This window comes from Rheinheimera sp. (genome assembly GCF_037442345.1).
Classification (GTDB): Bacteria; Pseudomonadota; Gammaproteobacteria; order Enterobacterales; family Alteromonadaceae; genus Pararheinheimera.
Map to the genome: position 1 here is coordinate 1 of NZ_JBBIQL010000012.1, position 25909 is coordinate 25909.

Annotated in this window: 18 protein-coding genes; 7 read left to right on the top strand and 11 right to left on the bottom strand. The window is 54.3% G+C overall.

The genetic code is table 11. The features are described 5' to 3' along the window. The 7 genes from WKJ04_RS08715 to WKJ04_RS08745 form a co-directional block, all read right to left on the bottom strand. Positions 1–2107 (bottom strand): TonB-dependent receptor plug domain-containing protein (locus WKJ04_RS08715; protein WP_337880067.1); only part of this gene is annotated, 2107 nt, incomplete at its 3' end. Between the two features lie 147 nt (positions 2108–2254). Beyond that, a complete protein-coding gene (locus WKJ04_RS08720) occupies positions 2255–3391 on the bottom strand; it encodes a hypothetical protein (protein ID WP_337880068.1) in 1137 nt (378 codons plus the stop codon). Further along, entirely contained in the window at positions 3388–4257 is an 870-nt protein-coding gene (locus WKJ04_RS08725) for a hypothetical protein (RefSeq protein ID WP_337880069.1), read from the bottom strand. The genes WKJ04_RS08720 and WKJ04_RS08725 overlap by 4 nt, the downstream gene beginning before the upstream one ends. Positions 4258–4359: 102 nt before the next feature. Beyond that, the gene (locus WKJ04_RS08730) at positions 4360–5922 is read right to left on the bottom strand and encodes a sodium/sugar symporter (protein ID WP_337880070.1); all 1563 of its coding nucleotides are present in this window, start codon (positions 5920–5922) and stop codon (positions 4360–4362) included. Between the two features lie 64 nt (positions 5923–5986). Continuing rightward, positions 5987–8323 (bottom strand): beta-glucosidase BglX, encoded by a 2337-nt coding sequence (gene bglX / locus WKJ04_RS08735; protein WP_337880071.1) that lies wholly within the window; start codon positions 8321–8323, stop codon positions 5987–5989. Between the two features lie 8 nt (positions 8324–8331). Then, complete coding sequence (locus tag WKJ04_RS08740; protein WP_337880072.1) at positions 8332–9948, bottom strand: glucoamylase family protein; 1617 nt, start codon at positions 9946–9948, stop codon at positions 8332–8334. A 65-nt stretch (positions 9949–10013) separates the two neighbouring features. Further along, positions 10014–12926, bottom strand: a complete 2913-nt coding sequence (locus tag WKJ04_RS08745; protein WP_337880073.1) for a TonB-dependent receptor — start codon at positions 12924–12926, stop codon at positions 10014–10016. Between the two features lie 485 nt (positions 12927–13411). Here WKJ04_RS08745 and WKJ04_RS08750 point away from each other — a divergent pair, with 485 nt between their 5' ends. Continuing rightward, positions 13412–14446, top strand: a complete 1035-nt coding sequence (locus WKJ04_RS08750) for a LacI family DNA-binding transcriptional regulator (RefSeq protein WP_337880074.1) — start codon at positions 13412–13414, stop codon at positions 14444–14446. Here WKJ04_RS08750 and WKJ04_RS08755 read toward each other — a convergent pair. Continuing rightward, entirely contained in the window at positions 14405–15580 is a 1176-nt protein-coding gene (locus WKJ04_RS08755) for an MFS transporter (RefSeq protein ID WP_337880075.1), read from the bottom strand. The two genes, WKJ04_RS08750 and WKJ04_RS08755, sit on opposite strands and share 42 nt — an antisense overlap. 228 nt (positions 15581–15808) lie before the next feature. On the opposite strand from WKJ04_RS08755, the gene WKJ04_RS08760 reads away from it, so the two are divergent. The 3 genes from WKJ04_RS08760 to WKJ04_RS08770 all read left to right on the top strand — a co-directional run bounded on the left by WKJ04_RS08760 (position 15809) and on the right by WKJ04_RS08770 (position 19413). Further along, positions 15809–16537: a complement resistance protein TraT gene (locus WKJ04_RS08760; protein WP_337880076.1), complete on the top strand. Its 729-nt coding sequence runs from the start codon at positions 15809–15811 to the stop codon at positions 16535–16537. 134 nt (positions 16538–16671) lie between these two features. After that, a complete protein-coding gene (locus tag WKJ04_RS08765; RefSeq protein WP_337880077.1) occupies positions 16672–17640 on the top strand; it encodes a catalase family peroxidase in 969 nt (322 codons plus the stop codon). Between the two features lie 93 nt (positions 17641–17733). Continuing rightward, positions 17734–19413, top strand: a complete 1680-nt coding sequence (locus WKJ04_RS08770; RefSeq protein WP_337880078.1) for an alpha-amylase family glycosyl hydrolase — start codon at positions 17734–17736, stop codon at positions 19411–19413. Between the two features lie 101 nt (positions 19414–19514). Here WKJ04_RS08770 and WKJ04_RS08775 read toward each other — a convergent pair whose 3' ends face one another. Then, positions 19515–20273, bottom strand: coding sequence for an SDR family oxidoreductase (locus tag WKJ04_RS08775; RefSeq protein WP_337880079.1), 759 nt, complete (start codon positions 20271–20273; stop codon positions 19515–19517). 109 nt (positions 20274–20382) lie between these two features. Here WKJ04_RS08775 and WKJ04_RS08780 point away from each other — a divergent pair, with 109 nt between their 5' ends. After that, positions 20383–21300, top strand: a complete 918-nt coding sequence (locus WKJ04_RS08780) for a LysR family transcriptional regulator (RefSeq protein ID WP_337880080.1) — start codon at positions 20383–20385, stop codon at positions 21298–21300. On the opposite strand, the gene WKJ04_RS08785 is transcribed toward WKJ04_RS08780, so the two are convergent. Beyond that, complete coding sequence (locus WKJ04_RS08785) at positions 21264–22886, bottom strand: ATP-binding protein (protein ID WP_337880081.1); 1623 nt, start codon at positions 22884–22886, stop codon at positions 21264–21266. The two genes, WKJ04_RS08780 and WKJ04_RS08785, sit on opposite strands and share 37 nt — an antisense overlap. Before the next feature lie 78 nt (positions 22887–22964). After that, complete coding sequence (locus tag WKJ04_RS08790; RefSeq protein WP_337880082.1) at positions 22965–23225, bottom strand: DUF1289 domain-containing protein; 261 nt, start codon at positions 23223–23225, stop codon at positions 22965–22967. Between the two features lie 687 nt (positions 23226–23912). Here WKJ04_RS08790 and ilvG point away from each other — a divergent pair. Together ilvG and ilvM are read left to right on the top strand one after the other, a co-directional pair. Further along, on the top strand, positions 23913–25574 hold the full coding sequence (gene ilvG, locus WKJ04_RS08795) for an acetolactate synthase 2 catalytic subunit (protein ID WP_337880083.1): 1662 nt from the start codon (positions 23913–23915) through the stop codon (positions 25572–25574). Beyond that, on the top strand, positions 25571–25828 hold the full coding sequence (gene ilvM, locus WKJ04_RS08800) for an acetolactate synthase 2 small subunit (RefSeq protein ID WP_337880084.1): 258 nt from the start codon (positions 25571–25573) through the stop codon (positions 25826–25828). The genes ilvG and ilvM overlap by 4 nt, the downstream gene beginning before the upstream one ends. The last annotated feature ends 81 nt before the right edge of the window (positions 25829–25909 follow it).

Here is a 25909-nt window from a genome sequence, read left to right on the forward strand (position 1 = left end):
CGAAGGAAGATAAATGAACAGATAAAACACTTGGCAAAAATGAGGTGTCCATATAAGAATCCACACCGACGGCTTCTTCATCTTTCAGGTACGGGTTACCACCGCTGATGCTCTGGTCGGTGTCGCTGATGGACGCTCCGGCCCGTACCTGGCTGAAGCTGGCGCGGCTGGACCCTGTCACCCCGGCTAAACGGAATTTCAGATCCTCAGTGATATCCATATTCCAGTGAATGCTTGGGAACAGCTTGGTGTCATCCCGTGACATTTGCAGCGCTTCGGTGGCTGTGGCTGTTTTGACAAAACCTGCACTGTCCAGGCTGACACGCTCAGCACGTACACCCATCAGTACCTGATGTTGGTCCCAGGTCCAGGTATTCATGGCATAAGCGCTTTGAATATCTTCCTGCACTTCATAGGCACTGTCGGCAGAGCGGAAGGTGTCGGGGTTCACCAGGCCCATGTCGGTCAGGCTGGCCAGCGTCTGGTCTAACAGCTGACGGGCACCGGCATTGTCAAAGTAGTTTACGCTGAAGCCATGGCCCATATCGGTGTCCCAGGGGGTGCTGGTATTAAACTGGTTCAGGTCAAAATCAAGACCTGCCGCTTGCGCCAGTGGGCCGACATAAATAAAAGGTTGGGCCGAACCTGGTGACTGAGCGTCCCGCTGATCCAGCTGCACACCAAATTCCAGCTTGGCGTCGGCATCGGCATGTTGAAAGCTGTAGGCACCGTCGAGCTTCAGGCCCAGCGCCTCTGTGGTGTTTTCCATGTCATAGATAATTACGCCGTCAAAGCCAAAACCGCTTTGGTTCAGCGCCGACACAGCGCTGCCGCGGCTCATGCTGCGGTCTGCATTCACCACAGTGTTGTACAGCTGCATTTGTGGCACGGCCGGATTGCTCATGTCGTAATGCATGGAGGCGAACTGCGACGGGTTGGTTTGCATCCGACGGATAATAGGTAAATTCACCGTGCTTTCAGTTTCGGTGTAATTGACCGACCAGTTCCACAGCCAGTCACCACGCTCATGTTCACCGGCCAGGGTGTTCACCCAGGTGGAGTTGGCGTAGTCACCGTCCTGATACATAGCGGTGACTGGCACCGCCACCAGGTCACCTGAGCTGACGCCACGGGTGCCGGACACGGAAGCGGCATCTAAGTCAAAGGTAAACTGGTTACGCAGTTCGTGGTCGAGAAATTCGGTATAGAGGCTGGACAGTGACAGATAGTCGTTGTCCGTAGGAGCAAACTCAAACTTCACGGCGCCTGAGTTGGTTTCGCGGGTAATTTTGTAACTACGAACGTCAAAGCCGGTGGGGGCGCCATTGGCATCCCAGCTGGTTTCGTTGTTGTCGGTGGTTTGCTCATTGCTGTAGGTGGAACCTGCCACCATCACACCATAAGTGCCGTCGGACCAGGACAGGCGACCGGCATACCGTTCCTGATCACCATCCCCCAACTGGTTTTTACCTAAACCTAAATCCAGATCGGCAGCAAAGCCTGGTTTGGTCAGAGGGCTGAAAGTCTTGATATCTACGCGGCCGGCCACAGCTTCGGACGGCATTTGTGGGGTCAGGGTTTTGGCGACAACCACTTCACTCATCAGGTTGGCTGGTACGGAGTCAAAGCGGAACACCCGCTCTTCCGCACCTAAGACGTTCACGCCGTCAAAGGCCACCACTGTCCAGCGCGCAGGTGCACCACGCATCTGAATATAACGTTCCTGGCCCTGGTCGCGTTGCACCGCCACTGCAGGCAAACGGGCTAACGCAGCGGCAGCGGTTTGGTCCGGAAAGCGGCCAATATCGTCTGAAGCAATGACGTTGACCACGTTAGTGGCTTCCCGTTGAAGCGCAATGGATTGTTCCTGGCTGTTGCGGATGGGGCTTGCGACCACAGAGATGCGTTCCACGGCTTTTTCTTTTGCCCTGGCGTTTGGCCGGGTGGCTTCACCCGCCTCAGCGACGGCGGCCTCAACGGCTTCAGCGGCGACATCTGCCAGCACTGGTGTTGCAGAGGTTGCAGCCAATAACAGGCAACCCAAAGTAATGCGGTTCAGACGAAACGGAGCCGGACCTGTACGGGGCAGTCGCGTTAAAGCAGACATAAATTTACCTTCCTGATAGTGCGTGAATACAGTGCAGTGCCTGTTGGGCTGCTGCGTTTTTGCTCGCTCCAAGGTAAAAACTGAAGATGAAAGATTTGTGTATTGGATGTCTCTGCGGCGTTTAGAGACATCTATAAAGGGGCAGGCTCAGATGAGTTCTATCTGCTCTGGTGCTGTCATCATTCTGTAATGAGAACGGCTGGATTTGACATCTTTATGACAGTCGAACAGGAACTGCTGCGCCAGCGCCGGCCCCAGCTGTTGTTCCAGTTCATCCCGCAATTTGCTGCGGTTCTGGTCCAGGGTTTTGGCTTTGACTCCGGCTTCAATATCCTGCAGTGCTTTTTTATGGCCATGCCCCTGCAGCATCAACGCGGTTAATTCGGCGGCATAGTCGGTGCTGGGTCTGTTACTGGCCGGGTTCAGTACCCAGCCATCCTGCAGTGCAGATTTACGCCGGCTGGCATACCAGTAGTAATACAGAAAAGGCGTACGGCTCAGTTTCAATTCCAGGCCATGCACCCAAAGCTGGCCTGTCTCCAGCTGGAATTTCAGTTGGGGCTCAGCGTTGGCGACAGCCCAAATGGCCGCCGGGTCGTCCGGTAGTTGCCGGGCGGCCAGCACCAGCCAGTCCGGTTCATTGCAGTGCAACTGATGCCGGATGCCATGGTTGATTAAATCCAGACAGAGCTGGCTTGGCAGCAGGGGGCTGATCTGCGCAAAGAGTTGCCAGTGAGGCTCCTGCCAGTGCTGGCGACAGTCCTGCAAAACAAGTTTCTGCTGGCTGTCGCTGCCAGGTTCAGCATCCTGCAACAGGCTGTGAGTCAGTTGCTGCTCTCTGGGGCTGAGTACCGTCTGGCTCAATTGAGCGCTAAGCCAAATCAGGGTCAGCATCAGCGCCAGACAGACAGACCAACTCAGGGCCGACGGGGTGCACGCCGACTGATAGCGGGCATAAAAAGTCACCAGACCGGATTGCCACACCAACGACGCATCCACAGGCTGGCCTTCGCCTATCGCTTCAAAACTCGCTTCACACACCAGCAGTTCGTCAGAGGCCAGGCTGGCGCTTTGTTGATTCAGTTGCGCCAGCAACGCAGGCAGCAGCTGGCGAATGTAACCATGGTTGTTTTGCAGTGTGGCTTCGACCACGGCCGGCAACTGGCTGGATATCTGCCCGGATAACTGGCGGGATTTGTACAGGCTGGTGCCCAGCAACATCAGTCCAAGCAACAGCAGCCAAACCAGGGGCCACAGCAGGTGTTTGTTCCGGCTCAGACTCATGGGCATGGCACCTTGATCACACCATGCCAGAGCCTGGATTCTTTCAAGAGTCCGGCCAGCTCGCAATTCAGTGGAGCCAGGCTGTTATGCAGGTAAAAGCTGCCACCATTGCTGGTGCCGGACATTGGATGCAGATGTGCCATTGGCAGCGGCTGTCCGCTGACATCGTAATAAGGTGGGGGGTCTGTGTCTGACAGGGCCACCCCTTGTTTGTTGAGTAGTACAGCCGGGTAAAGGCTGATTTCACCCCGCGCAAAGGCATCTGTTAAGGCCTGTCGGTCGGCATAAAAACGGATAGTCAGTTCAGACAAACTCAGATCCGGCAGCTGCAACGACGCCAGTGGCAACTGATAACCGCTGTAACTGTTGCGATCCGCCAACAAGCCTATGTGTTGTTGCCGGACAAAAGTGGCATTCCAGCGGGGAATAGCCGACTGACTGATCCAGAATACGCGGTAATTCGGGTTGGCCCAGAGTTCGGTGTAGTAGGCCTCAAAGTTATGCAACACAGCTTTCAGGGTTTCCGGTCTGGCCCAGACCAGAGCGTATTTGCCCAGGATCAGGTCATCGGCCTGTAATTCACTGAGGGCAGGCCAATGCAGCTCAACCTGCTGGTAATGCGCGGCCAGCACCTGACTCCTGCACAACACAGGTAACAATGCCTTGGCTACTATGGGAGATGCCAACACGGTCAGGCTCTGTGGCTGATTGCCATTGTTAATTGCACAACGCTCTGAACTGTAGGGCTGAATATCAAAGGCAACGGGCGCAGACGCCAGAGTCCAGCCCAGCGCCAGAAGCAGCAGGGCAGCGGTCAGGCCGGTCATAGCCCAACGGAACTGCAGTGGTGTCAGATACCTGGTCAATGTCAGCGCTCCAAATTCCAGCGCATCACTCTAAAGATTTTGTATGACAATCAGGTTACATGGTGCGGCAGCTTCTGCCGTACCAGAATGGTCAACTGGCTGTTACCACCAGGTGAAATACAAAGCGGCAATAATCAGCAAAATACATAAAGCCTGCAGATTAAAGGCCGTATTGCTGTGAAACTGCACTTCGTTCAGTGCTATGGCGTTAGCGGCAGCCCCTTTGCCTTGAACCAGACTGACGACAATGGCGCTGAGCAGGCATAACACAAACACCAGCCCGACCCGATCAATAAAAGGCAATTCTGGCCAGTACAGCTTCAACAGCAGGCTGAATAAAGCGGAGCCTAAAGCTGCCACTAAACCTGCGTTGGCCGTGGTGCGTTGCCAGAACATCCCCAATAAAAACAACACCACAATGCCGGGGGTGAAGAAGCCGGTAAACTCCTGAATATACTGGAACGCCTGCTGGAACTGACCCAATAGGGGTTTAGCGGTGAACATGGCCAGCACCAGCGCCAATACACTCACCCAACGGCCGACGGCCACATAATGGCTTTGGCTGCGGTCCGGTCGCTTTACTGCATACAGGTCCATGGTGAAAATGGTCGCCACGCTGTTGCACATAGACGCCAGCGAGGACACCACAGCGGCCACTATGGCAGCAAAAATCAGTCCTTTTAAACCTTCCGGCATCAGGGTCATCATCGAAGGGTAGGCCTGGTCTGGCCGGCTGAGTTCCGGCACCAGCAGTACAGCGGCAATACCAGGTAACACCACGATCAGCGGCATCAGTACTTTTAAACCAGCAGCAAAGGCAATGCCTTTTTGGGCTTCGGCCAAATCTTTCGCCGCCAAAGCCCGCTGAATAATGTATTGATTAAAACCCCAATACGACAGGTGCATCACCCACATGCCCCCTAACACCACAGACAAACCAGGCAGGTCCATATAATGTGGGTGGTCAGCGGCAAGAATCATGTCGAATTTTTCTGGCAGTTGGTGTTGCAGTCGCTGGAAGCCTGCCCAGACGCCTGCTCCCTGACCAATCAGATCCAACGCCAGCCAGGACAACATCAGGCCACCAGCCACCAGCAAGACCACTTGCAAAGCATCGGTCAGAGCCACGGCTTTTAAGCCGCCATGCAGAGAATACACCACCGAAAACAGCGCCAGACACAACATACTCCATTCAATGCTCAAACCCGTCATGGTGTTGAGTGCCAAAGCGCCGAGCCACAACACTGCTGTCAGGTTGACAAAGACATACACCCCCAGCCAGAAGATGGCCATCACCTGGCGCACTCTGTGGTCATACCTTTGTTCAAGGAACTGCGGCATGGTGTAGATGTTTTTTTGCAAAAAAATCGGCAAAAAGAATTTGCCAACCAGTAATAAAGTGACGGCGGCCAGCCATTCGTAAGAGGCAATGGCCAGACCTATCTGGTAGCCGGAACCAGCCATGCCAATAATCTGTTCGGCAGAGATATTGGCCGCGATCAGTGAAGCTCCAATAGCCCACCAGGGCAGAGAACGGGTGGCCAGAAAGTAGTCGGCGGTATTTTTCTGGTGACCGGATTTTTCCCGCGATACCCACCAGGCCAAGGCGATCAGGCCGACGACGTAACAGGCAAAAACGGTTAAATCAAGACTGGATAAATTCATGCTTTCGTTTCCTGGGCTTAAAAAGAACCAACAGGGACAAGTCCCTGTTGGTGCCGTATCGGTATTAAGGGTGGCGTGGTGCAGTGCCAAAACGAACTGTTTCCGTCAGGTTGAGTGACGCCTTATTGGACGTGGTGGAATCGCCACCAATAAACAGCTCAAACAGGCCTTGCTCCGCCACTTGTTGCATGGCTTGATTATGGAAGCTCAGATCGGCGGCACTGAGGCTGAACTGCACGGTTTTTTGTTCACCGGGTTGCAGCAGCACTTTCTGGAAGCCTTTCAGTTCACGCAGCGGACGGCTGACACTGGCTACCTTATCCTGCACATACAGCTGAACTACTTCTGCACCGGCCCGTTGGCCCGTATTGCTCAGGGTGACTGACGCTGTGATCTGGCCATCCGGCGTCAGGCTGTTGCTGCTGAGGCTGACGGCAGAATAAGTAAAACTGGTGTAACTCAAGCCAAAACCAAAGGGGTACAACGGCTGATTGGACGCGTCCAGATAACGTGAACGGTATTTCTGTTCCGGGCCAGCAGGTTCATAAGGCCGGCCAGTGTTTTTCATATTGTAATAAATCGGAATTTGGCCAACATGCGCCGGGTAAGTGACAGGTAATTTACCTGATGGGTTGTAATCACCATACAGTAGATCGGCAATGGCATGACCGGCCTGAGTGCCGGGGTACCAGCTGTTCAGAATGGCATCGACATGCTGCTGTGCCCAGTTAATGGTCATAGGGCGGCCACTCATTAACACTAGCACCATAGGTTTACCCAGCTTTTTCAACTCTTCCATCAGTGCCTGCTGGGTCCCAGGGAAATCCAACTCCACCCGGCTGGCCGCTTCGCCTGTCATATCCCATTTTTCACCCATTGCCAGCACTATCACATCGGCTTGTTCCGCTGCCGCTATAGCCTCGGAAAAACCACTGCGGTCTGTGGCGCCAAACTCATAACTGGCCCCTTTGGCGTAATAAATCTGAGTGGTATCACCCAGCCTGCTGCGCAGGCCTTCCAGTAAGGTGACGGGTTTGTGTTGCCGGTCTCCGGCGGCGGACCAGGAGCCGATCATATCGGCTTTGGAATCGGCCAGAGGGCCAATCAGCGCAATACGCTGGCCAGCTTTTAATGGCAACAGCGCGTTCTGGTTCTTCAGCAACACCATGGATTTACGCGCCACATCCCGGGCCGCTTCCAGATGTTCGGCTTTGTACACTGCGGCCTGCTGTCGTTGTTGGTCTGAATAGCGGTACGGGTCTTCAAATAAACCCAACCGGTATTTGGCGGCCAGCACCCGGCTAACGGCCTGATCGATTTGAGCCATACTGACTTTGCCTGCGCTGACCAACTCAGCCAGATGCTGGCTGAACGCCGAGCCCTGCATATCCATATCGACACCGGCCTGCATCGCCAGCTCAGCGGCCTGAGATAAATCGGCCGCCACGCCATGGGGCACCAGTTCATTGATGGCGGTGTAATCAGTGACCACAAAACCAGGGTACTGCCATTGTCCGCGCAATACATCTGTCATCAGATAACGGTTGGCGGTCGCGGGCACCCCATTTAAGTCGTTAAAGGAGGTCATCACACAACCTGCTCCTGCATCCAGCGCCGCTTTAAAAGGGGGCAGGTAAGTGTCCCATAACTCCCGATCGGACAGATCCGTGCTGTGATAGTCGCGGCCAGCCTGAGCCAGGCCATACACAGCAAAATGTTTCACACAGGCCAGCAGGGTATCTGTGGCTTTCAGGTCATCCCCCTGAAAACCTTGCACCCTGGCTTTCGCCAGCACCTGACCCAGATACACATCTTCACCGGACCCTTCTGAAATCCGGCCCCAGCGCGGGTCGCGGCTGATATCCACCATAGGTGCATAAGTCCAGTGAATGCCTTCTGCGGCGGCTTCGGCTGCAGCGACCCTGGCGCTGGTTTGTACGGCGGCCGGGTCCCAACTGGCGGCTTCGCCCAGGGACAGCGGGAAAATGGTGCGATGGCCGTGGATCACGTCGTAACCAAACAACAGCGGAATGCCCAAACGGGTTTGTTCGACCGCAATTTGTTGCAACTGCCGGGTGAAATCGGCGGTATAAGCATTAAACACAGCACCGACCTGACCGGCTTTAATTTGCTGCTGGTAATCGGCCGACATGCTGGGACCTGTTTTGTCCCAGTCACTGCTGAGCAGATTCAACTGACCAATTTTTTCTTCCAGTGTCATTTGGGCCAGCAATTGGCGGATAAACTGTTGCATTGCTGCATCTTCAGACAGTGCCGTCTGGCTGGCCGGCGTGCGGCTTGCTGAGGCGTCGGCAGCTGAAGGGAGGTCCGCTGGTGTGCAGCCGGTCAGCAACGCAGCGCTGATGGCACAGGCCAACAATGGGAATTTGGATAAAGTCATAACCAGTCCTAGGGCTTAGAGGCGGACGGGGAAAGGGCCGGGGCGACAATGGCCTTGCCATGCCGGGAAAAACCCAACCGGCTCAGACCCCGTTGCACATCCGGATCCTGCATAAAATAGTTCCAGAGCAAAGCGCTGCGATAGTTTTCAATCATACCCACTATCGGCCCCTGATCGATGGCCAGATAGTTGGTGCGCACTTGCTGGGCCGGGTCATCGCTGACACTCAGGTTGATGGCGTCATAAAACCCCATATTGCCGAACAGGTATTTGCCATGGTTGTAGTACAGGTTTTTCAGCACTTGCATCGACTCTGCCGGAGTGTAAGGCATAGAAGACAAAGCGGCGGTAGGGATCACAGTGCCTTTGTCGCTGTAGGGGCCAGGTGCATGGGCGGCATAGCCTTTGGGCAGATGATCACCGGCGGTCAGGCCCCAGAAATCTTCGGCATAACCTTTCCAGCCAAAGGGGTTGTCGATGCTGTAGGCCCGGTTAATCAGGGTATGGCGCACATTTTGTTGCCAGTAATTGGCGTATTTATCCTGCAAACCGCGTGGGTCCAGCCCCATAAAGGAATAGTGGGCAAAAAACAGCGGGCCGCCTTTTTGTTCTTTGTTACCAAGAGGTAATGCCATGCCGTAATAGTCCTGATAGTTACGGAAGGTCTCGACTTTGTGACCGGCCCAGCCTTTGTGATACACAGTGTCCTGGATCGGGTGGGTTGGAGAAGCGGCCGCCAGCACATAGACAATCAGGGCTTCGTTATAACCTTTGATCGGATGGTCCATCGCAAAGCCATGGTTTTTCGACCAGTGCCAATACAAAATGTCCTGACCCTGGGTGTACCAGTTCCAGTTCATGTCGTGCCATAAGGCCGTAATGTCCTGACGCAGCTGCTGTTCTTGCGGGCTTGGCCTGTTGAAATACTGACGGGCTGTCAGTAAGCCCTGTGCCATAAAGGCCGATTCAACTATATCGCCGCCATCGTCGTATTTACTGAAGTTGTACGCTTTATGGCTTTGATGGTGATACCAGTGCGCCCACATGCCCTGGAAACGTTCGAGCTTTTTCAGCGACGCCGTCAGTTTCAGCAGCCGCTCCACCGCCTGCTCCCTGCTGATCCAGCCACGTTCAGCGCCGGTAATCACGGCGGCAATGCCAAAACCTGTACCGCCTGAGGTAATAATGTCGCCGTCTATGGGGTTTGGAATACGTTCTCTGGCCCAGCCCGTCTGGGGGTCGGCATAATCCCAAAAATAGCGGAAGCTGTAACGCTGGATCATCTCCAGCAGCTCTTCGTCACTGAAATCCCTGGTTTGGGTGCTGGCGGTGGCCAGTGGCTGCGTGCCGTCTGCAGACAACAGTCGGTAAGTCAATTGCAGGTTCTGGCCTAAATCGCCGGTAAAATCCTGCTGCAGCCCACGCTGCACCTTGCTTCTGGTTTGCCAGGGGCCGCCATTGACCGACACTTGCAGCGGGTAGGATTGATCGGCCGCGCAGAGTTCCGCGCAGCTCAGTTCCACATGGCGGTCATAACCAGTCACGGAAAAACCAGCAGCCAGACTGCTCCAACTGGAGAGCATGGCCAGAGAGAACAACACAACTTTGTAGCCGGACGCATTCAAAATTTAAGTCTCCAATAAAAAAATGGTGCCTGCAAAACAGGCACCTAAGGTGGGTTACATCAGGATCAGAAGCTCCAGCCCGCTGACAATTTCAGCTGACGCCGACCGCCATTGGTCGCATTAAAGGGGTTCGGTTGGGTAAAGTCCGCCGAATCTGGGTTCAGGTTGAAATTGTTGAAGTTGTCCTGATTAAACAGGTTCTGCACATCAAAGCGCACCCTGAATTTAGAACCGGCCACCAGAGAGCCACTGGCAAATTCTTTCGACAGGGACAGGTCAAAACGCTGGTAGTCGCTCTGGTTGGGTTCTGTCCGGGCAAAGAAGCAGGCAGTCCCCCCCTGACGGCAGTCCAGATACTCGTAAGTAGTGGCGGACGCCCAGGTGTATTTAAAGGACGCAAAAATTTCCCAAGGCAAATCGTAAGTGCCGGTCAGCACAACACGGTGATCCGGTACTCCAACAGATTTTTTAAAGCCATAATCCGCCACTGATTCATAATCCAACGCAAAAACTTCGTTGTAGACCCGGTTTTCTTCCGCATCGCTGAAGGTGTAGGCCAGGTTCAGGCCCCAGAAATCATGATGTGGCCGGTCAATTTTGACAAAGATATTGTTGTTGCGGGTCTGACCATCGTTGGACGACAGGATCAGGTTACCCCAGCCCGGTACACCAAAGCCCCAAGGCTGACCCCAGCTGGTGCCTGGTGCCAGAAAGCTGCCGTCTGGCCGGCGGTTACCCAATAACCAGTTAAAACCATCTTTGGACTCAGTGCGGGCGACACTGACTTCGGTATTCCAGTCTCCCCAATTGCTGCGCACCCCCAGGCTGAACTGATCGGAATAGGGCATTTTCAGATCATTGCTCAGCAGGAAACGTTCGCCTTTTAAACTGACACTGGATAACAGGCTGTCCAGACCGGCTTGTGTCAGGTACTGCGGGTCCCAGGCTATACAATTGCCTGAGCTTGGGGCACAAGGGTTGGCAGGGTCACCGCTGAACAGGTAACTGACCTGCGTGAAGGACCCTTTGCTTTGTTCCAGCTGGATAAAGTCAAACTGGTTGCGGTCGTACGAGCGGCCATAACCGCCAAACAAGCTGTGGTCTCTGCTGTCACCCAGTACGTAACTGAAACCAAAACGTGGTTGCCAGGCGCCTTTAAAGTAGCTGCGCTCAGACCCTGTGCTGATGTAGTCGTTGATGTCGTAGTTGGCATTGTCCAGATTGCTCCAGCCACGTAAAGTGGCCGCCAGATCAGCCGGTGTCTGGTAGTTTTTGTAACCCGGTGTCTCTTCATAATCCCAACGGATCCCTGGGTTAAGCGTCAGACGGTCTGTAACTTCCCAGTCATCCTGTAAAAACAGGCCCAACTGACGGTTTTTCGCTTCCACAGCACCACCAACCGACCCTGTCACCGGCACACCCCACTGCACCATATATGGGATGCTGGTATTGAAGTTATCGTTGCCGTTCAGCTGCACATTGTAGAAATACTGCGGGTTATACGGCTGGCGTTCCAAAGTGTTCAGCCTGACCTGCTTAAACTTCACACCGGCTTTGATCACATGGTTGCCGTGCCATTCCAGATCCAGCCAGCTGTGGTCGTTTTGCACCGACCAGCCTTTTTGGCCTTTGTCCTGAAAATCGCGACCGCCCCCCATATTCAAAATGGCCTGACGGTTGGCGGTTTGTAGCACCATACCAGGGCCATCTGTGTAGGGCTGCGGGTTCCAGCTGGCGTCTTCGTAGGTCAGCCGGAATTCGTTTTGCCCATGCTCCAGATACGCCAGGTGTTTCAGGTTATAGCGGTGATCGCGCACTTTGCGGTTGGAACCATAACTCAGCGTATTGGCGCCGCCAAAGTTGGAGACATCACTTTCATCGCGCAATTTGGCGGAAAACTCCAGCGCGTGGTCCTGATTGATGGCCCAGTCCAGCTTGGTGAACAATAAATCTTCTTCAAAACCCGAAGTTTCCCGACCCAACAAAGCCGCATACTCAGCAGGCAAAGTCACCAGATTGGCACCGTCGCCACCCGGAATATCCACCGGCTCGTCAATGGTTTTACGTTCATAAGACAGCAGGAAATGCAGTTCATCCAGCACTATAGGACCGGCCAGCATCAGACCGGCGTGACGGGTCATAGAGGCTGTTTTACCATTTTGTTCGTTAGGTTCGGCTTCACGCAGCCCTTCGTTTGTGTAATCAACAAAGAAATCCCCTTCAAAGCTGTTGGTGCCTGAACGGGTTACGGCTGTAATGGCGGTGCTGCCAACCTGATCAAATTCCGCTTTGTAGTTCTGGGTAATGACTTTGTATTCGCCGATGGCGTTTTGTGGGAACGGATTCCCACGGCTGGAATCCTGGCCTGTGACACCACCCTTCAGTACATAATCTTTTTGGCTGACACCGTCCAGAAACACGTTGACGTTACGGGACGCCTGAGCGCCACCGCGCAGGCTGACATTGCCAGCACCGTCTGTGTTCAGTTGCACCCCTGGTGCCAGGTCGGCAAAAGCCAAAAAGTTGCGGTTATTTTGTGGCAGCCGGGCGATCATTTCCGGCGTGATATTGGTGCCCACTTCACCGCCGGAAAAACTCTCGATCCGCACCCCTTTTACTTCAATACGTTCGACGTTTTCAGCCGAAGCTGCTGGCAGGCTGATATCAATAGTGGCTCTTTGACCCAGACGCAGCTCAACCGGATCTGTGCTTTGGTTCGCCACTGTAATTTGGTAAGTGCCAGGTTTTAAACCGACAAAAATATAAGAGCCATCAGCGCGGGTTTGGGTGGTTTTGACATAACCACGTTCTGTGTCTGTGGCTGTGACCTGCACCCCTTCTGCACCGGCATTGAGGATCTGGCCAGACAGAGTGGCACCTTCAATTTGTGCATAAACCGGGGCGGCCAGACCGCCAAATACGGATGCAGCTATGGCTGCCGACAGCGCGTTGCGCTGAAACCAGTTCGTTTTTTTCATCTTAGTATCCCTGTTGACTGCGTGTCAGCGCGCCCGCTACTGCTGTTGTTTTTATGTTTGGAAATCGATTTCCATTCAGCTGTTAAAAAAAATCCACCAGGGATTTTTCGGCTGTGTGCCACAGCTATTTTTATGATTACCGATAAAAATAACGGTGGATGGACAGAGTGTCAAGCTCGGATTATTACTGGTTTTATTCGGAGTTATAAGTGTAAATGATTGAATTCATTTGATTGTTTTTATTTTTCTTTCTGAGCGAACACAAATTTATTCCTGGAGAGCCATTGTTTTTGGCTGTGGCCTCTGATGTGGATACAACAGCTGGCTTACAGATTTTCTGCCTGAAGTGTGATACAACTGACAGCATAAGTGGCAGGTTTTCGTGGAAAAAGTCATTGCTCCTGCCGCTTTTGCTTTGTACAGTGGAAAACGATTTCATTGCGGCTGCTTTGGGTGATGCCCACAGAGCCAGAAACAGGTAATGCATGTCGACGAGTCAATTTAAACACTTTGCTATGGGTGATATCGCCAAAAAAGCTGGTGTCAGCATGGCAACAGTGTCCAGAGCACTGAATAATCCGGATCGGGTGTCTGAAACTACCCGCAAGCTGGTGCTGCAGGTGGTGGAGGAGTTGGGTTATATCCCCAACAGGCTGGCAGCCAGCTTACGGCAGGGACGGTCCCGTCATATTGCTATTATGTTGCCTGACATTACCAACCCCTATTTTGCGCCTGTGGTACGGGCTATTGAACAGGTGGCGATGGGCCGCGGTTATTCAGTGATTTTGAAAGACACACAGGATGATCCGGCCTTGGAGCGTTCTTTTACCGATATGGTCAAAACCCGTCAGGTGGATGGCATTATTACCAACTCGCAGCGGCTGCCTTTTGATCTGGATCCCAAGCTGCCTGTATTGCAGCAGTTGCCTCCTATGGTGAATGCGTCAGAGTTTTGTGAGCTGGACGGTATTCCTAAAGTGGGGGTGGACAATGTCGCCATAGGCCGCGACGCAACTGAACACCTGCTCAGCCTGGGGCACAGGCGGATAGCGGTGATCACCGGCACTCCGCATATTCTGAGCAGCCAGCAGCGGGAGCAGGGGTTCCGGCAGGCGATGCAGGCGGCTGCTGTTCCTTTTGATGAAAAAATGTTGTACCCAGGGGATTATTCCTGCGAATCCGGCATCGCTGGGGTTAAACACATTATGCAAATGAAAATCCGGCCAACGGCATTTTTTTGTTTTGGTGATTTGGTGGCGGTTGGCGCCTTACATGCATTACGTGAACTGGGTTATCTGGTGCCACAGGATATTTCGGTGATTGGAGTGGACGGTATTGCGTTGTCACAATACACGGCCCCGCCTTTAACCACTGTGGCTCAGCCACTGCAGCAACTGGGTGAGCATTCGGCCCGGCTGCTGATCGATTTGATTGAAGGCCAGATCCCAGAGCAACTGGTGCATATTCTGCCACACCAGTTAGTGGTCAGGGCCAGCACAGGTCCTGTCAGTGTGGTCTGAGACCAAGCCGTGTTGACCAAGCATTAACAGCAGCAGAGCCACAGCGGCTATCAGGGCAGACAGTAAAAACGCGGCTTGCTGACTGTATTGCCAGAACCAGCCGCTGGCGATAGTGCCACCGGCCTGACCGGCGCCGACACAGAACGCATAATACAACGCCTGAGCTCTGCCCTGCTGTTGTATACGGAAACGACGATGCAACCATTCCATGGTGCAGGCGTGTACCGCACTGAAACTCAGCGCATGCAGCAACTGACAACCCAACAGCACGCCTAACCAGTCGGCGCCAAACGCCAGCCCCAACCAGCGCAGACAGGTCGCGCCAACACTGATCAGCAATAAGTGATGTAGCGGATAACGCTTCAGCCATTTGGGCAGCATGGCAAAAGCGAGCAGTTCTGCAGCAACAGCCAGCGACCACAGCAGGCCAATTTGGCTGTTGTCATAATGCTGCTGCAGATAAATGCTGTAAAAACCATAATAAGTACCGTGGCTGAAATAAATCAGCGCAATGGCGGATAGGATCAGCAGCACAGCGGGTTGCCGCAACAGCGGGCCTACAGGACTGGGGTCTGGATAGTGCCGCGCCTTGGCGTGGGGCTGTGGAACCAGCATAGTGCTCAGCCACATCAGCGCCAGACTCAGCACTACCAGCAGCGGCAACTGGTCCAGACTGATCTGATCAAATAACCAGCCACCCCCGCTGACAGCGCAGACAAAACCCACCGAACCCCAGAGCCGGATCCGGCTGTAGTTTCGGCTTTGGCCGGCCAGCAAAGTTAAGGTCAGGGCTTCAAACTGCGCATTTATCCCTTGCCAGAAAAAACCACAACAGAGAAAAGCCAACACCATCAGGTGCAGGTCGCTGTGCACCAGATTGACGGCAAAACACAAAACGGCAGCGGCGGCTCCCCAGCGGATCAGTGTTAACCTGCGGCCTGACTGATCCGCCCACCAGCCCCAGACGGGCGGGGCTATCACATTGGTCAGCATTAATAAGGCGCTGACCAAGGCGATTTCCGGCGCGGAATAACCCTGTTTTTCCATATACAGGCCCCAAAACGGCAGGATCAGCCCCAAAGCAACACAATTACAAAAATAAAATGCGGACAAACGAACATAGATATGGCTCATGGAATTTGCTCAGGCTGCCGGGGTTTGCCACCGCAGGGGGGAACCCAACTGACTTTTTGTGGTTCATTCACGCATTCAGAACCTGTTCAGTCAAGGACTACTAGCATCATCTTCAGTGGCACAAGCTGTTACAAATAAAACGCAATGAAGTACAGGCAAGTGAGTCTGTTGGGGTGCTAAACCGGATAAACTATGCAGGTCTTTATGACAGTCAATATGGAGTTATTTATGTCAAAGTTGAAATTCGCTGCAGCGGCCCTGGTGGTTGGTGCATTAGCTTTATCCGGTTGTTCTGCCACTCATACTGCCATCAGCAAAAGGAACCTGGATGTGCAGACGAAAATGTCTGACACCATCTTTTTAGACCCTGTTGCTGATGACAAACGCACTGTGTTTGTGCAGGTGCGTAACACCTCAGACAAACAGGGGTTGAGCCTGGAGCCTGCCATTATTGAAGCGGTACAGTCTAAAGGTTATCGCGTAGTGCGTGACCCGGAACAAGCCAACTTCCTGTTACAGGCTAATGTGTTACAAGCCGGTCAGACCGACCTGCGCGCCCAGAATGAAGCCTTTGGTGGCGGTTTTGGTGGTGCTTTAGTTGGTGGTGCCATTGGTAACCAGTTTGGCAGTGGCAGCGGCCGCGCCGCAGCCACAGTAGGTGGTGCATTGATTGGTCTGGCGGCTGACGCTTTAGTGAAAGATGTGCATTACAGCATTATCACCGACCTGCAGATCTCTGAGCGGGCGAAAAAAGGTGTGGTTGTAGTGGAAGAAAACAAAGCAGCACTGAAGCAGGGCAACAGCGGTTATAAAAACGTCAGCTCCACCGAAGAAACCGAGTGGAAACGTTACCAGACCCGCATTATGTCGACCGCCAATCAGGTCAACATGGACTATGTTGAAGCTGAGCCTGCGCTGATCCAGGGCCTGGTTCGCTCTATCTCCGGCATCATGTAAGTTTTCTACCAGTTGATGTTCCCTTAGGCCGGCTTTGTCCCAAGCAAAGCTGGCTTTTTTTTTCGAGGGACGAAAGTTAGTGCTGGGCTGAGAGGTCTTTTCTGGTCACTTGCGAACCTTACAGGAAACTCACGATGAAGCCACTCACCCTTGCCATACTGCTGGTGTTAAGCCCTGCCCTGAACGCCGAAACTGCCACACCAACAGCCCTGATCGATACCTTCGCCAAGCTGTTTGGTGAACATAAAGGGGAACGGAAAGGTCACGCCAAAGGCTTTTGTGCTGCCGGTGAATTCACGGCCTTGCCTGCCGCAAAGCAATTCAGCCAAATCAGCTGGCTGAGTGGCGCGACGGTGCCGGTCACAGCACGTTTTTCCATGGCTGGCGGTAACCCGAAAGCGCCGGAAAACAGCCGCAGCCCCAGGGGGATGGCGTTGCAACTGAAAAGCCCCAATGGCGAGCTACAGCACTTTGCCATGCTGAACACCCCCGTCTTTGGTGCCAAAGATCCGGACGTATTTTTAGGTTTATTACAAAGTTCCTTGCCAAACCCAGTCACCGGCAAGCCCGATCTGGCCAAAGTTCAGGCCTTTCGTCAGGCCAATCCGTCCACCTTGCCGCAAGCGGAGTACCTGCAAAAAAACTCACCTCCCTGGAGTTACGCCACCAGCTCTTATTTTGGTATTCACACCTTTTTCCTGACCGACAGCAGTGGCAAAGAGCACAAAGTGCGTTGGCATTTTGTGCCTGTTGATGGTGTGAAGGGGCTGACTGATGCAGAAATCAAAGCGCCACCGACCGATTTTCTGCAGCAGCGGCTGGCCACCCGGTTGCAGCAAGGCCCGGTGCACTGGACTATGCAGCTGGTGCTGGGTGAGGCCGGCGATACCGAGACTGACCCGTCACAAAGCTGGCCTGCAAGCCGCACAACCCTGGATATTGCCCGGTTGAGTATTCAGCGTCAGGGCGACGACGCCTGCACCGGCATTAATTTTGACCCCAATGTGCTGAGCACAGGCGTCAGGGCCAGCAGTGACCCTGTGTTGCAAATGCGTTCTCCCGCTTATGCCATATCCTTTGGCAAGCGCCTGACCGGCCAATAACAGCGTCAGTCGTTTCGCATTCGTATGCAGTCTGGCCCGGTCCCGGCTTTTTGACTAAGCTGGGGCCAACAAGAAAACAACAGGGATCAGACGATGTTTAAATCAACAGTTATAGCGCTTTCATTGGCGCTGGCGTTAAACGCCTGCACCAAAGCCCCGGACAACAGCACAAGCAACGCGGTGGCCGCACCTGCTGCCACAGCTCAGGCGCAAGCGCCCTGGTGGCAGGACGCTGTGGTCTATCAAATCTGGCCCCGCAGTTTTTACGACACCAATGCCGACGGCATTGGCGATTTTAAAGGTATTCAGGCCAAACTGCCGTACCTGCAGGATTTAGGCATTAACGCCATCTGGCTGACCCCGATGTTTGAAGCGCCGTCTTACCATGGCTACGACTTCACTGAATTCTATGAGGTGGAGCAGGACTACGGCAGCATGGCCGATTTTGAAGCCTTGGTGCAGGACGCCAACAGCAAAAATATCAAAGTGATTCTGGATTTGGTGATCAACCATATTTCCAGCGAACACGACTGGTTTCAACGTTCTGCTGCTGGCGAAGCCCCTTACAAAGATTATTTTATCTGGCGTGACGAACTGCCACAGGACGGCTGGGGCCCGGCCTGGAACAAAGAGGTGAAGCCTGAAGCGGTCTGGCACTGGAACGAGCAACGCAAAGCTTATTACTACGCGGCCTTTGGTGCATCACAGCCCGACCTGAACCTGACCCACCCGGATGTGGTGGCCGAAATGAAAAAAGCCGCCAAATTCTGGCTGGATAAAGGGGTGGCGGGTTTCCGGCTGGACGCGGTGCGGTATGCCATTGAAAACGGCCCGGGACAGCAGGCAGATACACAACAAACTATTGATTATTGGGTGGATTTTACTCAGTACGTCAAAAGTGTGAAGCCAGACGCTTATTTAGTGGCGGAAGCCTGGGTGGATATTCCGGTGGCGGCCCGTTATTGGGGCGAAGGCAAAGGCCTGGACGCAGGTTTTGATTTTGACTTTGGCTACAAAGTGCTGGAGCTTTTAAACGCCGGGGCACAAAACGCCGAGTTTGGCACCATGGCGCAGCACAAAAAAGCCGGCAACAGCCTGCAAAACAACTTTGAGGACCGCAAAGCCTCTGGTGCGCCTTTTGAGTTTTTCAGCCCCTTCCTGACCAATCACGACCAGCCACGGCTGGCCTGGCAGCTGGGTCGGGATGTTAATAAAGCCAAGCTGGCAGCCGCCATGTTATTTGCCTCACCGGGTACCACTTACATGTATTACGGCGAAGAAATTGCGCTGACGCAGGCCTCCGACAACGAACATATGCACCGTCGTTCGCCGATGTTCTGGGATGGCTCCAATCAGGCTGGTTTTACCACGGCTGATAAAGTCTGGGTGCAGTCGGACAACCTGTTCCCGCCACAAGGGGATACCAGCTGGTGGGCGCCATTTTTAGCAGCCCAACTGCAAGGCCCTGCGACGGTAGCAGCGCAGCAGCAAGATCCGAAGTCGGTCTGGTCTTTGTATAAATTTTTGATCGCACAGAAAAAACGGCCGGAATTTGGCATTGCAGGTGATTACAGTGCAGAACTGCTGGCCGACGGCAAACTGCTGAAACTGAGCCGCACTTTAGGCCAGCAGCAGTCGGTGCTGCTGCTGAACCTGTCCGCAGAAGCGCAGACCATTCCGGCACCACTGGTGCCGCAGGGCTTAAACATCAGCTGGCAGGAAGACGACACCCCAGAGCTGGGTGCGTACCAGCTGCAAATCTGGCAAAGCTAAGTGGCTTTGCCTGACGGGGCGGGGTAAACCCATGCCCCTGCGTCATTCATCGATGTCAGGTGTAGGGGAGGGGCTTGACCCTCCCCATCCCCGTATCAGGCTTACAAATGAATGCCGCCTGAGGCTTCAATACGCTGGCCGTTAATCCAGCCGCTGTTGTCCGATAACAGCGCGACGACAGCACCACCTATATCATCCGGCAGCCCCACCCGGCCCAGAGCCGTTTGCGACGCAATCAGCTGGTTTAAGCCAGCGTTGTCCCGCACCAGACCTCCACCAAAGTCAGTTTCGATGGCACCGGGCGCCAGCGTATTGACCCGGATACGGCGAGGCCCTAATTCCAGCGCCAGATAACGGCTGAATACTTCAATGCCCCCTTTCATCATGGCGTAAGCGGCGTAGCCAGGCAGCGAAAAACGCGCCAGACCACTGGACAGGTTCAGTATCGCACCGCCGTCTTTCAGTTGTGGCAATAAGGTTTGCGTCAGGAAAAAGACGCCTTTTAAATGCACATTGACCATGGTGTCAAACTGCTCCGCCGTGGTTTCGCTGATCGGGCTATGTACCCCAGTCCCGGCATTATTGACCAGATAATCAACGCGGTCGCGTTGCCAATGCTGCTGCAACGTTGCAGCTAACTGCTGAGAAAACCCTGCAAATGACGAAATGTTGCTGGTATCCAGTTGCAAAGCCACCGCCTTGCGGCCAAGGGCTTCAATGGCACGCACGACCGCTGCCGCCGCCTCGGCCTGGCTATGGTAAGTGATCACCAGATCATGGCCGGCCCTGGCTAACGCCAAAGCTGCGTTTTTGCCCAAACCGCGGCTGGCGCCGGTAATTAATGCAATTTTTGTGTTCATGCTGTGCTCCTCTGTGTGGATGACGCCTAGCTTATTGCATGGAAATGTCTGGATAAATGAGCTAATTTCGAAATCACTATTCGCCATATCCGGATAAACAGGCCAAACAATGGACAGAATTTTGCAGATGCAGATCTTTGTGCGGGTGGCGGAACTGGGCAGCTTCAGCCGGGCCGCTGAGCAACTCGGGCTGCCAAAAACTTCGGTGTCGGAAGCTGTGCAGCAACTGGAGCACCGTCTTGGCAGCCGTTTGCTGCACCGCACCACCAGACGGGTGGAACTGAGCAGTGACGGCCAGCAATTCCTGCGCCGCTGCAGCGAGTTATTGCGTGAGTTTGATGAGTTGCAGCAGCTGTTCAAACCCGGCGATCAGCAGCTTAGTGGTGTGCTGCGGATTGATATGCCCACCGGGTTGGCGAAAAACCTGGTGTTGCCGCGCTTACCGGATTTTTTACAGCAGCATCCGCAGTTGCACTTGCAGCTGTCGAGCACAGACCGGCGGGTGGATTTAATTGCCGAAGGTTTTGACGCCATAGTCCGGGTGGGTGAGCTGAAAGACAGCAGCCTGATCGCCAGGCCGCTCGGTCAGATGAAACAGATTAACTGCGTCAGTCCGGCTTATATCCAGCGCTTTGGTACCCCCACGCGACTGGAGGATTTAGCCCGGCACCAGCTGGTCAATTACAGCCAGCAACTGACAACACAAAAAGCCGAATTTGAGTACCTGGATGGGGCTGTGCTGCAGCGTATCCGGATGCCCAGTCAAATCACTGTCAATAACGCGGAAGCCTACAGCGCCGCCTGTCTGGCCGGGCTGGGCCTGATCCAGCTGCCGGAAAGCGGTGCCCGGCCTTACCTGCACAGCGGTCAGATGATTCAGGTGCTGGCTGATTTTAATGCGCCGGCCATGCCGGTCAATCTGCTTTATGCACACCGCAAGCTGATGAGCCGGAACTTACGGGTCTTCAGTGGCTGGTTGGGTCAGCTGTTTCAGGCCGGTTCAGTTGCCGCTGGCAGGTCCACATAAAAAGTGCTGCCCTGGCCTTCTGTACTGTCAAACCACAACCGGCCGCCATGTTTTTCCACCAGCGCTTTGCTGATGCTGAGGCCCAAACCTGTACCGCCAAACTGGCGGCGGTCTGAGGTATCGGACTGACTGAATGGTTGAAAGATGCGCTCTTTAAAGTTGTCAGCAATACCGGGGCCCCGGTCGGCAATGGCAATACGGCAGCCCTTTTCCAGGCACTGCAGCCGGATCTGCACCACAGCACCTGCCGGAGAGAATTTGGCGGCATTGGACAGCAGATTGCCCATCACCTGCATCAGCCTGTTGCTGTCGGCGTTCACCCAGCAGGAACAGTCAGGTTCTGCCAGCTCAAAGCTGACCTGATGACTGATGGCATAACCTGACAGTTGCTGCACCGCGGTGCGTAGCCAGGGGCCCAGCTGAAACTGGCTGAGGTCAAAGGTCAGCTCGCCTGCTTCAATTTTTTGAATATCCAGTAAGTCATTGATTAAACGAATTAAATGCTGGCTGTTTAATTCGGCAATTTCCAGCATGGCGCGAATTTTTTCCGGCGGTTCGCCCAATGCATTCCCCAGTACCAGCTTCAGCGCACCGTGGATGGACGTCAGTGGGGTGCGTAGTTCGTGACTGACGGTGGAGACAAACTGGTCTTTCACCCGCTCCAGTTTTTTACGGGCTGTAATGTCTTCGTAGACCGCAATACCAAAGCTCAGAGCGCCATCCGGGTTATAACCTGGCCGGCCCCAGGCCTGCAATAAACGGGCGTCATGGCCCTGCTGCAACTGCAGGTTATCCATTTGCACCCGCTCGCCCGATAAGGCGCGTTGCTCCGGCAACTGGCTGTCGTCCAGCGGGCAGGCCTGTTGGCCCAACAGCAGGTTCAGTTGGGGGGGCTCAGTGCCAAACCACTGCTGCGCGGTTTTATTGCGGTAAAAAGGCTGGCCCAGTTTATTCAGTACCACTATACCCAAAGGCAAATCCTCCACCCACTGACGGAACTGATGCTGGGCGTAGGCCTGCAGCGCTGCGCTGTGGCTGACCACTGTGCGGAACACCACCACAAAAGCGATAAAGTTGACGGTCAGGTAGGTGGCCCAGGCGATTGGGTCTGTCATATAAGAACGCACACTGAACGGAACATTCAGGTACCCGTAAATAAAGCCAAGCGCCAGGCCGAACAGGCTCAGTGAGGCTGTCACCGCCAGCAGCACAGTGACCAGGGGCCGGAACAACAGATGTGACACCACACAACTTAGCACCAGCCACCAGATGCCCGGAGAGGCAAAACCAAAGTGCATGGCGCCCGGCAGACCAATGAGCCAGAACAGCAGGATCAGCAAACCGCCTTTGAGTGCTGTCGTCAGCTTCGGCAGCAGCCATACACCGCCAACAAACACCAGGCCGACCGCAATATGCAGGTTGTACAGCGGCAACCAGCCGGTATTGAGCGCCCGCAGGCAAGACAACGGCACGCCAAACAACGAAATCAGGGCAAAGTTACGCCACAAGGCATTGGCAAAATCGCCACGGATATGCAGAAGTTGCTTTTGAAGGATTTCGGATGACTGGGATAAAATGGCGGACACTGCTGATTTCCAGGAAATGTTCTGAATCCACTGTAGCCATTGCGCTCAGAATGCGCAATCGGTGTATCTGTGGCTGGCTCAGAAACCAAAGAGGTCAGGAGTTGGATCCGCATCTGCTTCCAGGTTGCTGTCCGGTTTACCGGCCAGTCGGGCGGCGTCGCGGCGGGCCCGGCGCTGCTCCAGCAATTTCAGAATACGGGCACGTTCGGCCACCGGCTTGTCATGCCAGCCAAAGCGTTCATCGCGCGAGCGCAGGCAGCCGACACAATAACCACGGTTATTGCTTTGGCATACCCCAATACAGGGGTTGGGTAAGTCGAATAGTTCTAACTGATCCATACCTGCTCTTTATCCCCGTCGCCCTTGACGCTGCAGCTGTGTTGACTGCGCCATCTCGCCCCAGTCACATAGGTTGACTATGCTCCTGGGGTCTCACTGGCTTGTCGCCTTGCTGCAACGCCAAGCTGCTTGGGATCGCTGATTTGACCACAGCGCAGCCCGGATAACTGCCTGTGCGGCCTGTAATTTTTTTACAAAACGCGGCAAAAAGCAAAAATAGTTGTTGACTAAAGATGTTTAGACGGCTATTTCTAATAGCGCAATGTTCCGGCACAACGTAAAAACACCGCCGGAACAACAAATAAGTAAAATTAACCTAAGAGTTAAAATACAAAAATGCGTTTAGCTTCAATTCTGAACATTATTGTGGTCCTCGTGCTCGTGGTGATTAGTCACTGCGGGGGATCGCGTTTGGAATTTTAAGCAGCACAAAATTCTCAACAAAACCCCCGCACCGAAAGGTTCGGGGGTTTTGTGTTTTTAAGGTCCCCGAAAAGTTCGAAACAGGTTTTGTTGTAACGGTAACAGCAACACAGAAAATTGAGAGCTCAAAGTAATTGGCGTTGCAGGACAGATGAATACGTAGGGGCGGGGTTGACCCCCGCCCGTCCAGCGTCCAATGCGGTGCTGGGTGAGTAGTCAACAACGCTACAGCGCCAAGCACGAAGGCCAAAAAGGGGATGGGGTATGAAAGGCGCAGAACTGGTAATTAACCTGCTGGAACAACAAGGAGTTGAACATGTGTTCGGCTACCCCGGCGGCGCCATTATGCCCATTTACGACGCGCTGTACGGCAGCAAGGTCAAACACTACCTGTGTCGCCATGAACAAGGCGGCGCGTTCTCTGCCATTGGTTATGCCCGCAGCTCCGGCAAAATTGGCGTCTGCATGGCCACCTCAGGCCCGGGTGCCACCAACTTAATTACTTCTCTGGCCGATGCTTTATTGGACTCAGTGCCCGTGGTGGCCATCACAGGCCAGGTGTCACAAGCCGTGATGGGTACCGACGCCTTTCAGGAAGTGGACGTATTGGGTTTAAGCCTGAGCGTGACCAAACACAGCTTTATGGTGCGTGACGTCAATGAGCTGGAAGCCACCTTACACCAGGCTTTTGAACTGGCGGTGTCAGGCCGCCCCGGCCCTGTGCTGGTGGATATTCCCAAAGATGTGCAACTGGCTGAAGTGCAGCTCAAACCCCGTTTGGTGGCCGACAATGCCGCAGAACCAGCCGCATCTCATTTGCCGGTGGCGGCGTTAGACCAGGCGCGTTTATTGATTCAGGGCGCAAAAAAGCCCATCGCTTACATTGGCGGTGGTGTGCATATGGCCGGCGCCGAAGCAGAGCTGAATGCCTTTTTACAGCAAAGCCCAATGCCGTCGGTGACCACCTTAAAAGGCATGGGCACTGTGAATGCCAGCAACCCTTATTACCTGGGCATGTTGGGCATGCATGGCACTCAGGCCGCCAACTTTGCGGTGCAGCAATGCGATTTGCTGATTTGTTTAGGGGCCCGCTTTGACGACCGTGTCACCGGCAAACTGGCCGCTTTTGCGCCCGACGCCAAAGTGATCCATATCGACATAGACCCGGCCGAACTGCACAAACTGCGCCGTGCCGACTGCGCCATGTTGGGCGATTTGCGTGCACTGCTGCCTGCCATGGCCGTACCCACTTACTGCGCCGACTGGCTGGCGCATTGTCAGCAGCTGAAACAGCAACACGGCTGGCGCTACGACCACCCGGGCGAGCAGATTTTTGCGCCTTTAATGCTGAAACAACTGAGCGACCGCGCCCCCGACAATGCGGTGGTGTGCTGCGACGTGGGCCAGCACCAAATGTGGGTGGCGCAGCATATGAGTTTTTCCAGCCCACGCAACCATTTAAGCAGCGGCGGTTTAGGCACTATGGGTTTTGGTTTACCGGCGGCCATTGGTGCGCAGCTGGCGCGGCCGAAAGACACGGTCATAGCGGTCAGCGGCGATGGCTCTTTTATGATGAATGTGCAGGAACTGGGCACCATCAAGCGCTTTCGCCTGCCGGTGAAAATTGTCATTGTCGACAACCAGAAGCTGGGCATGGTGAAGCAGTGGCAGCAGTTGTTTTTTGATGAGCGCTACAGCGAAACCGATTTGTCCGACAACCCGGATTTTGTCTCGTTAGCAGCGGCTTTTGCCATACCAGGCCACAGCATCAGCCGCAAAGACGAGGTGTTACCGGCGCTGGAAGCCATGTTTACCTGGCCGGGGCCGTACTTACTGCATGTACGGATTGATGAAAAAGACAATGTCTGGCCGCTGGTGCCGCCGGGCGCCGCGAATCAGGATATGTTAACGGGAGCGAACCAATGAACCATGTGTTAACGATACAAACCAAGAATGAGCAGGTGGCGTTGGAGCGGGTGTTGCAGGTGACGCGCTACCGGGGTTTTGAGCTGGCGTCTTTTGAAATGAAGCCGCTGGCGGATTTCAGCGGGCTGTTGCTGACGCTCTCGATTAACAGTGACAAGCCGATCAGCCTGCTGACCAATCAGCTGAATAAGCTGTATGACGTGCAGCATCTGGAATGCAAAGCGGCAGGTGCTGCCAGTTCTATGCGGGCGTGACCTGGGGTTGTTGATGGTTTGGTGGCATGGCGTAGATGGATCTGCGGCAGGGTTGCTGAATTCCAACAGCGACACGGCCGT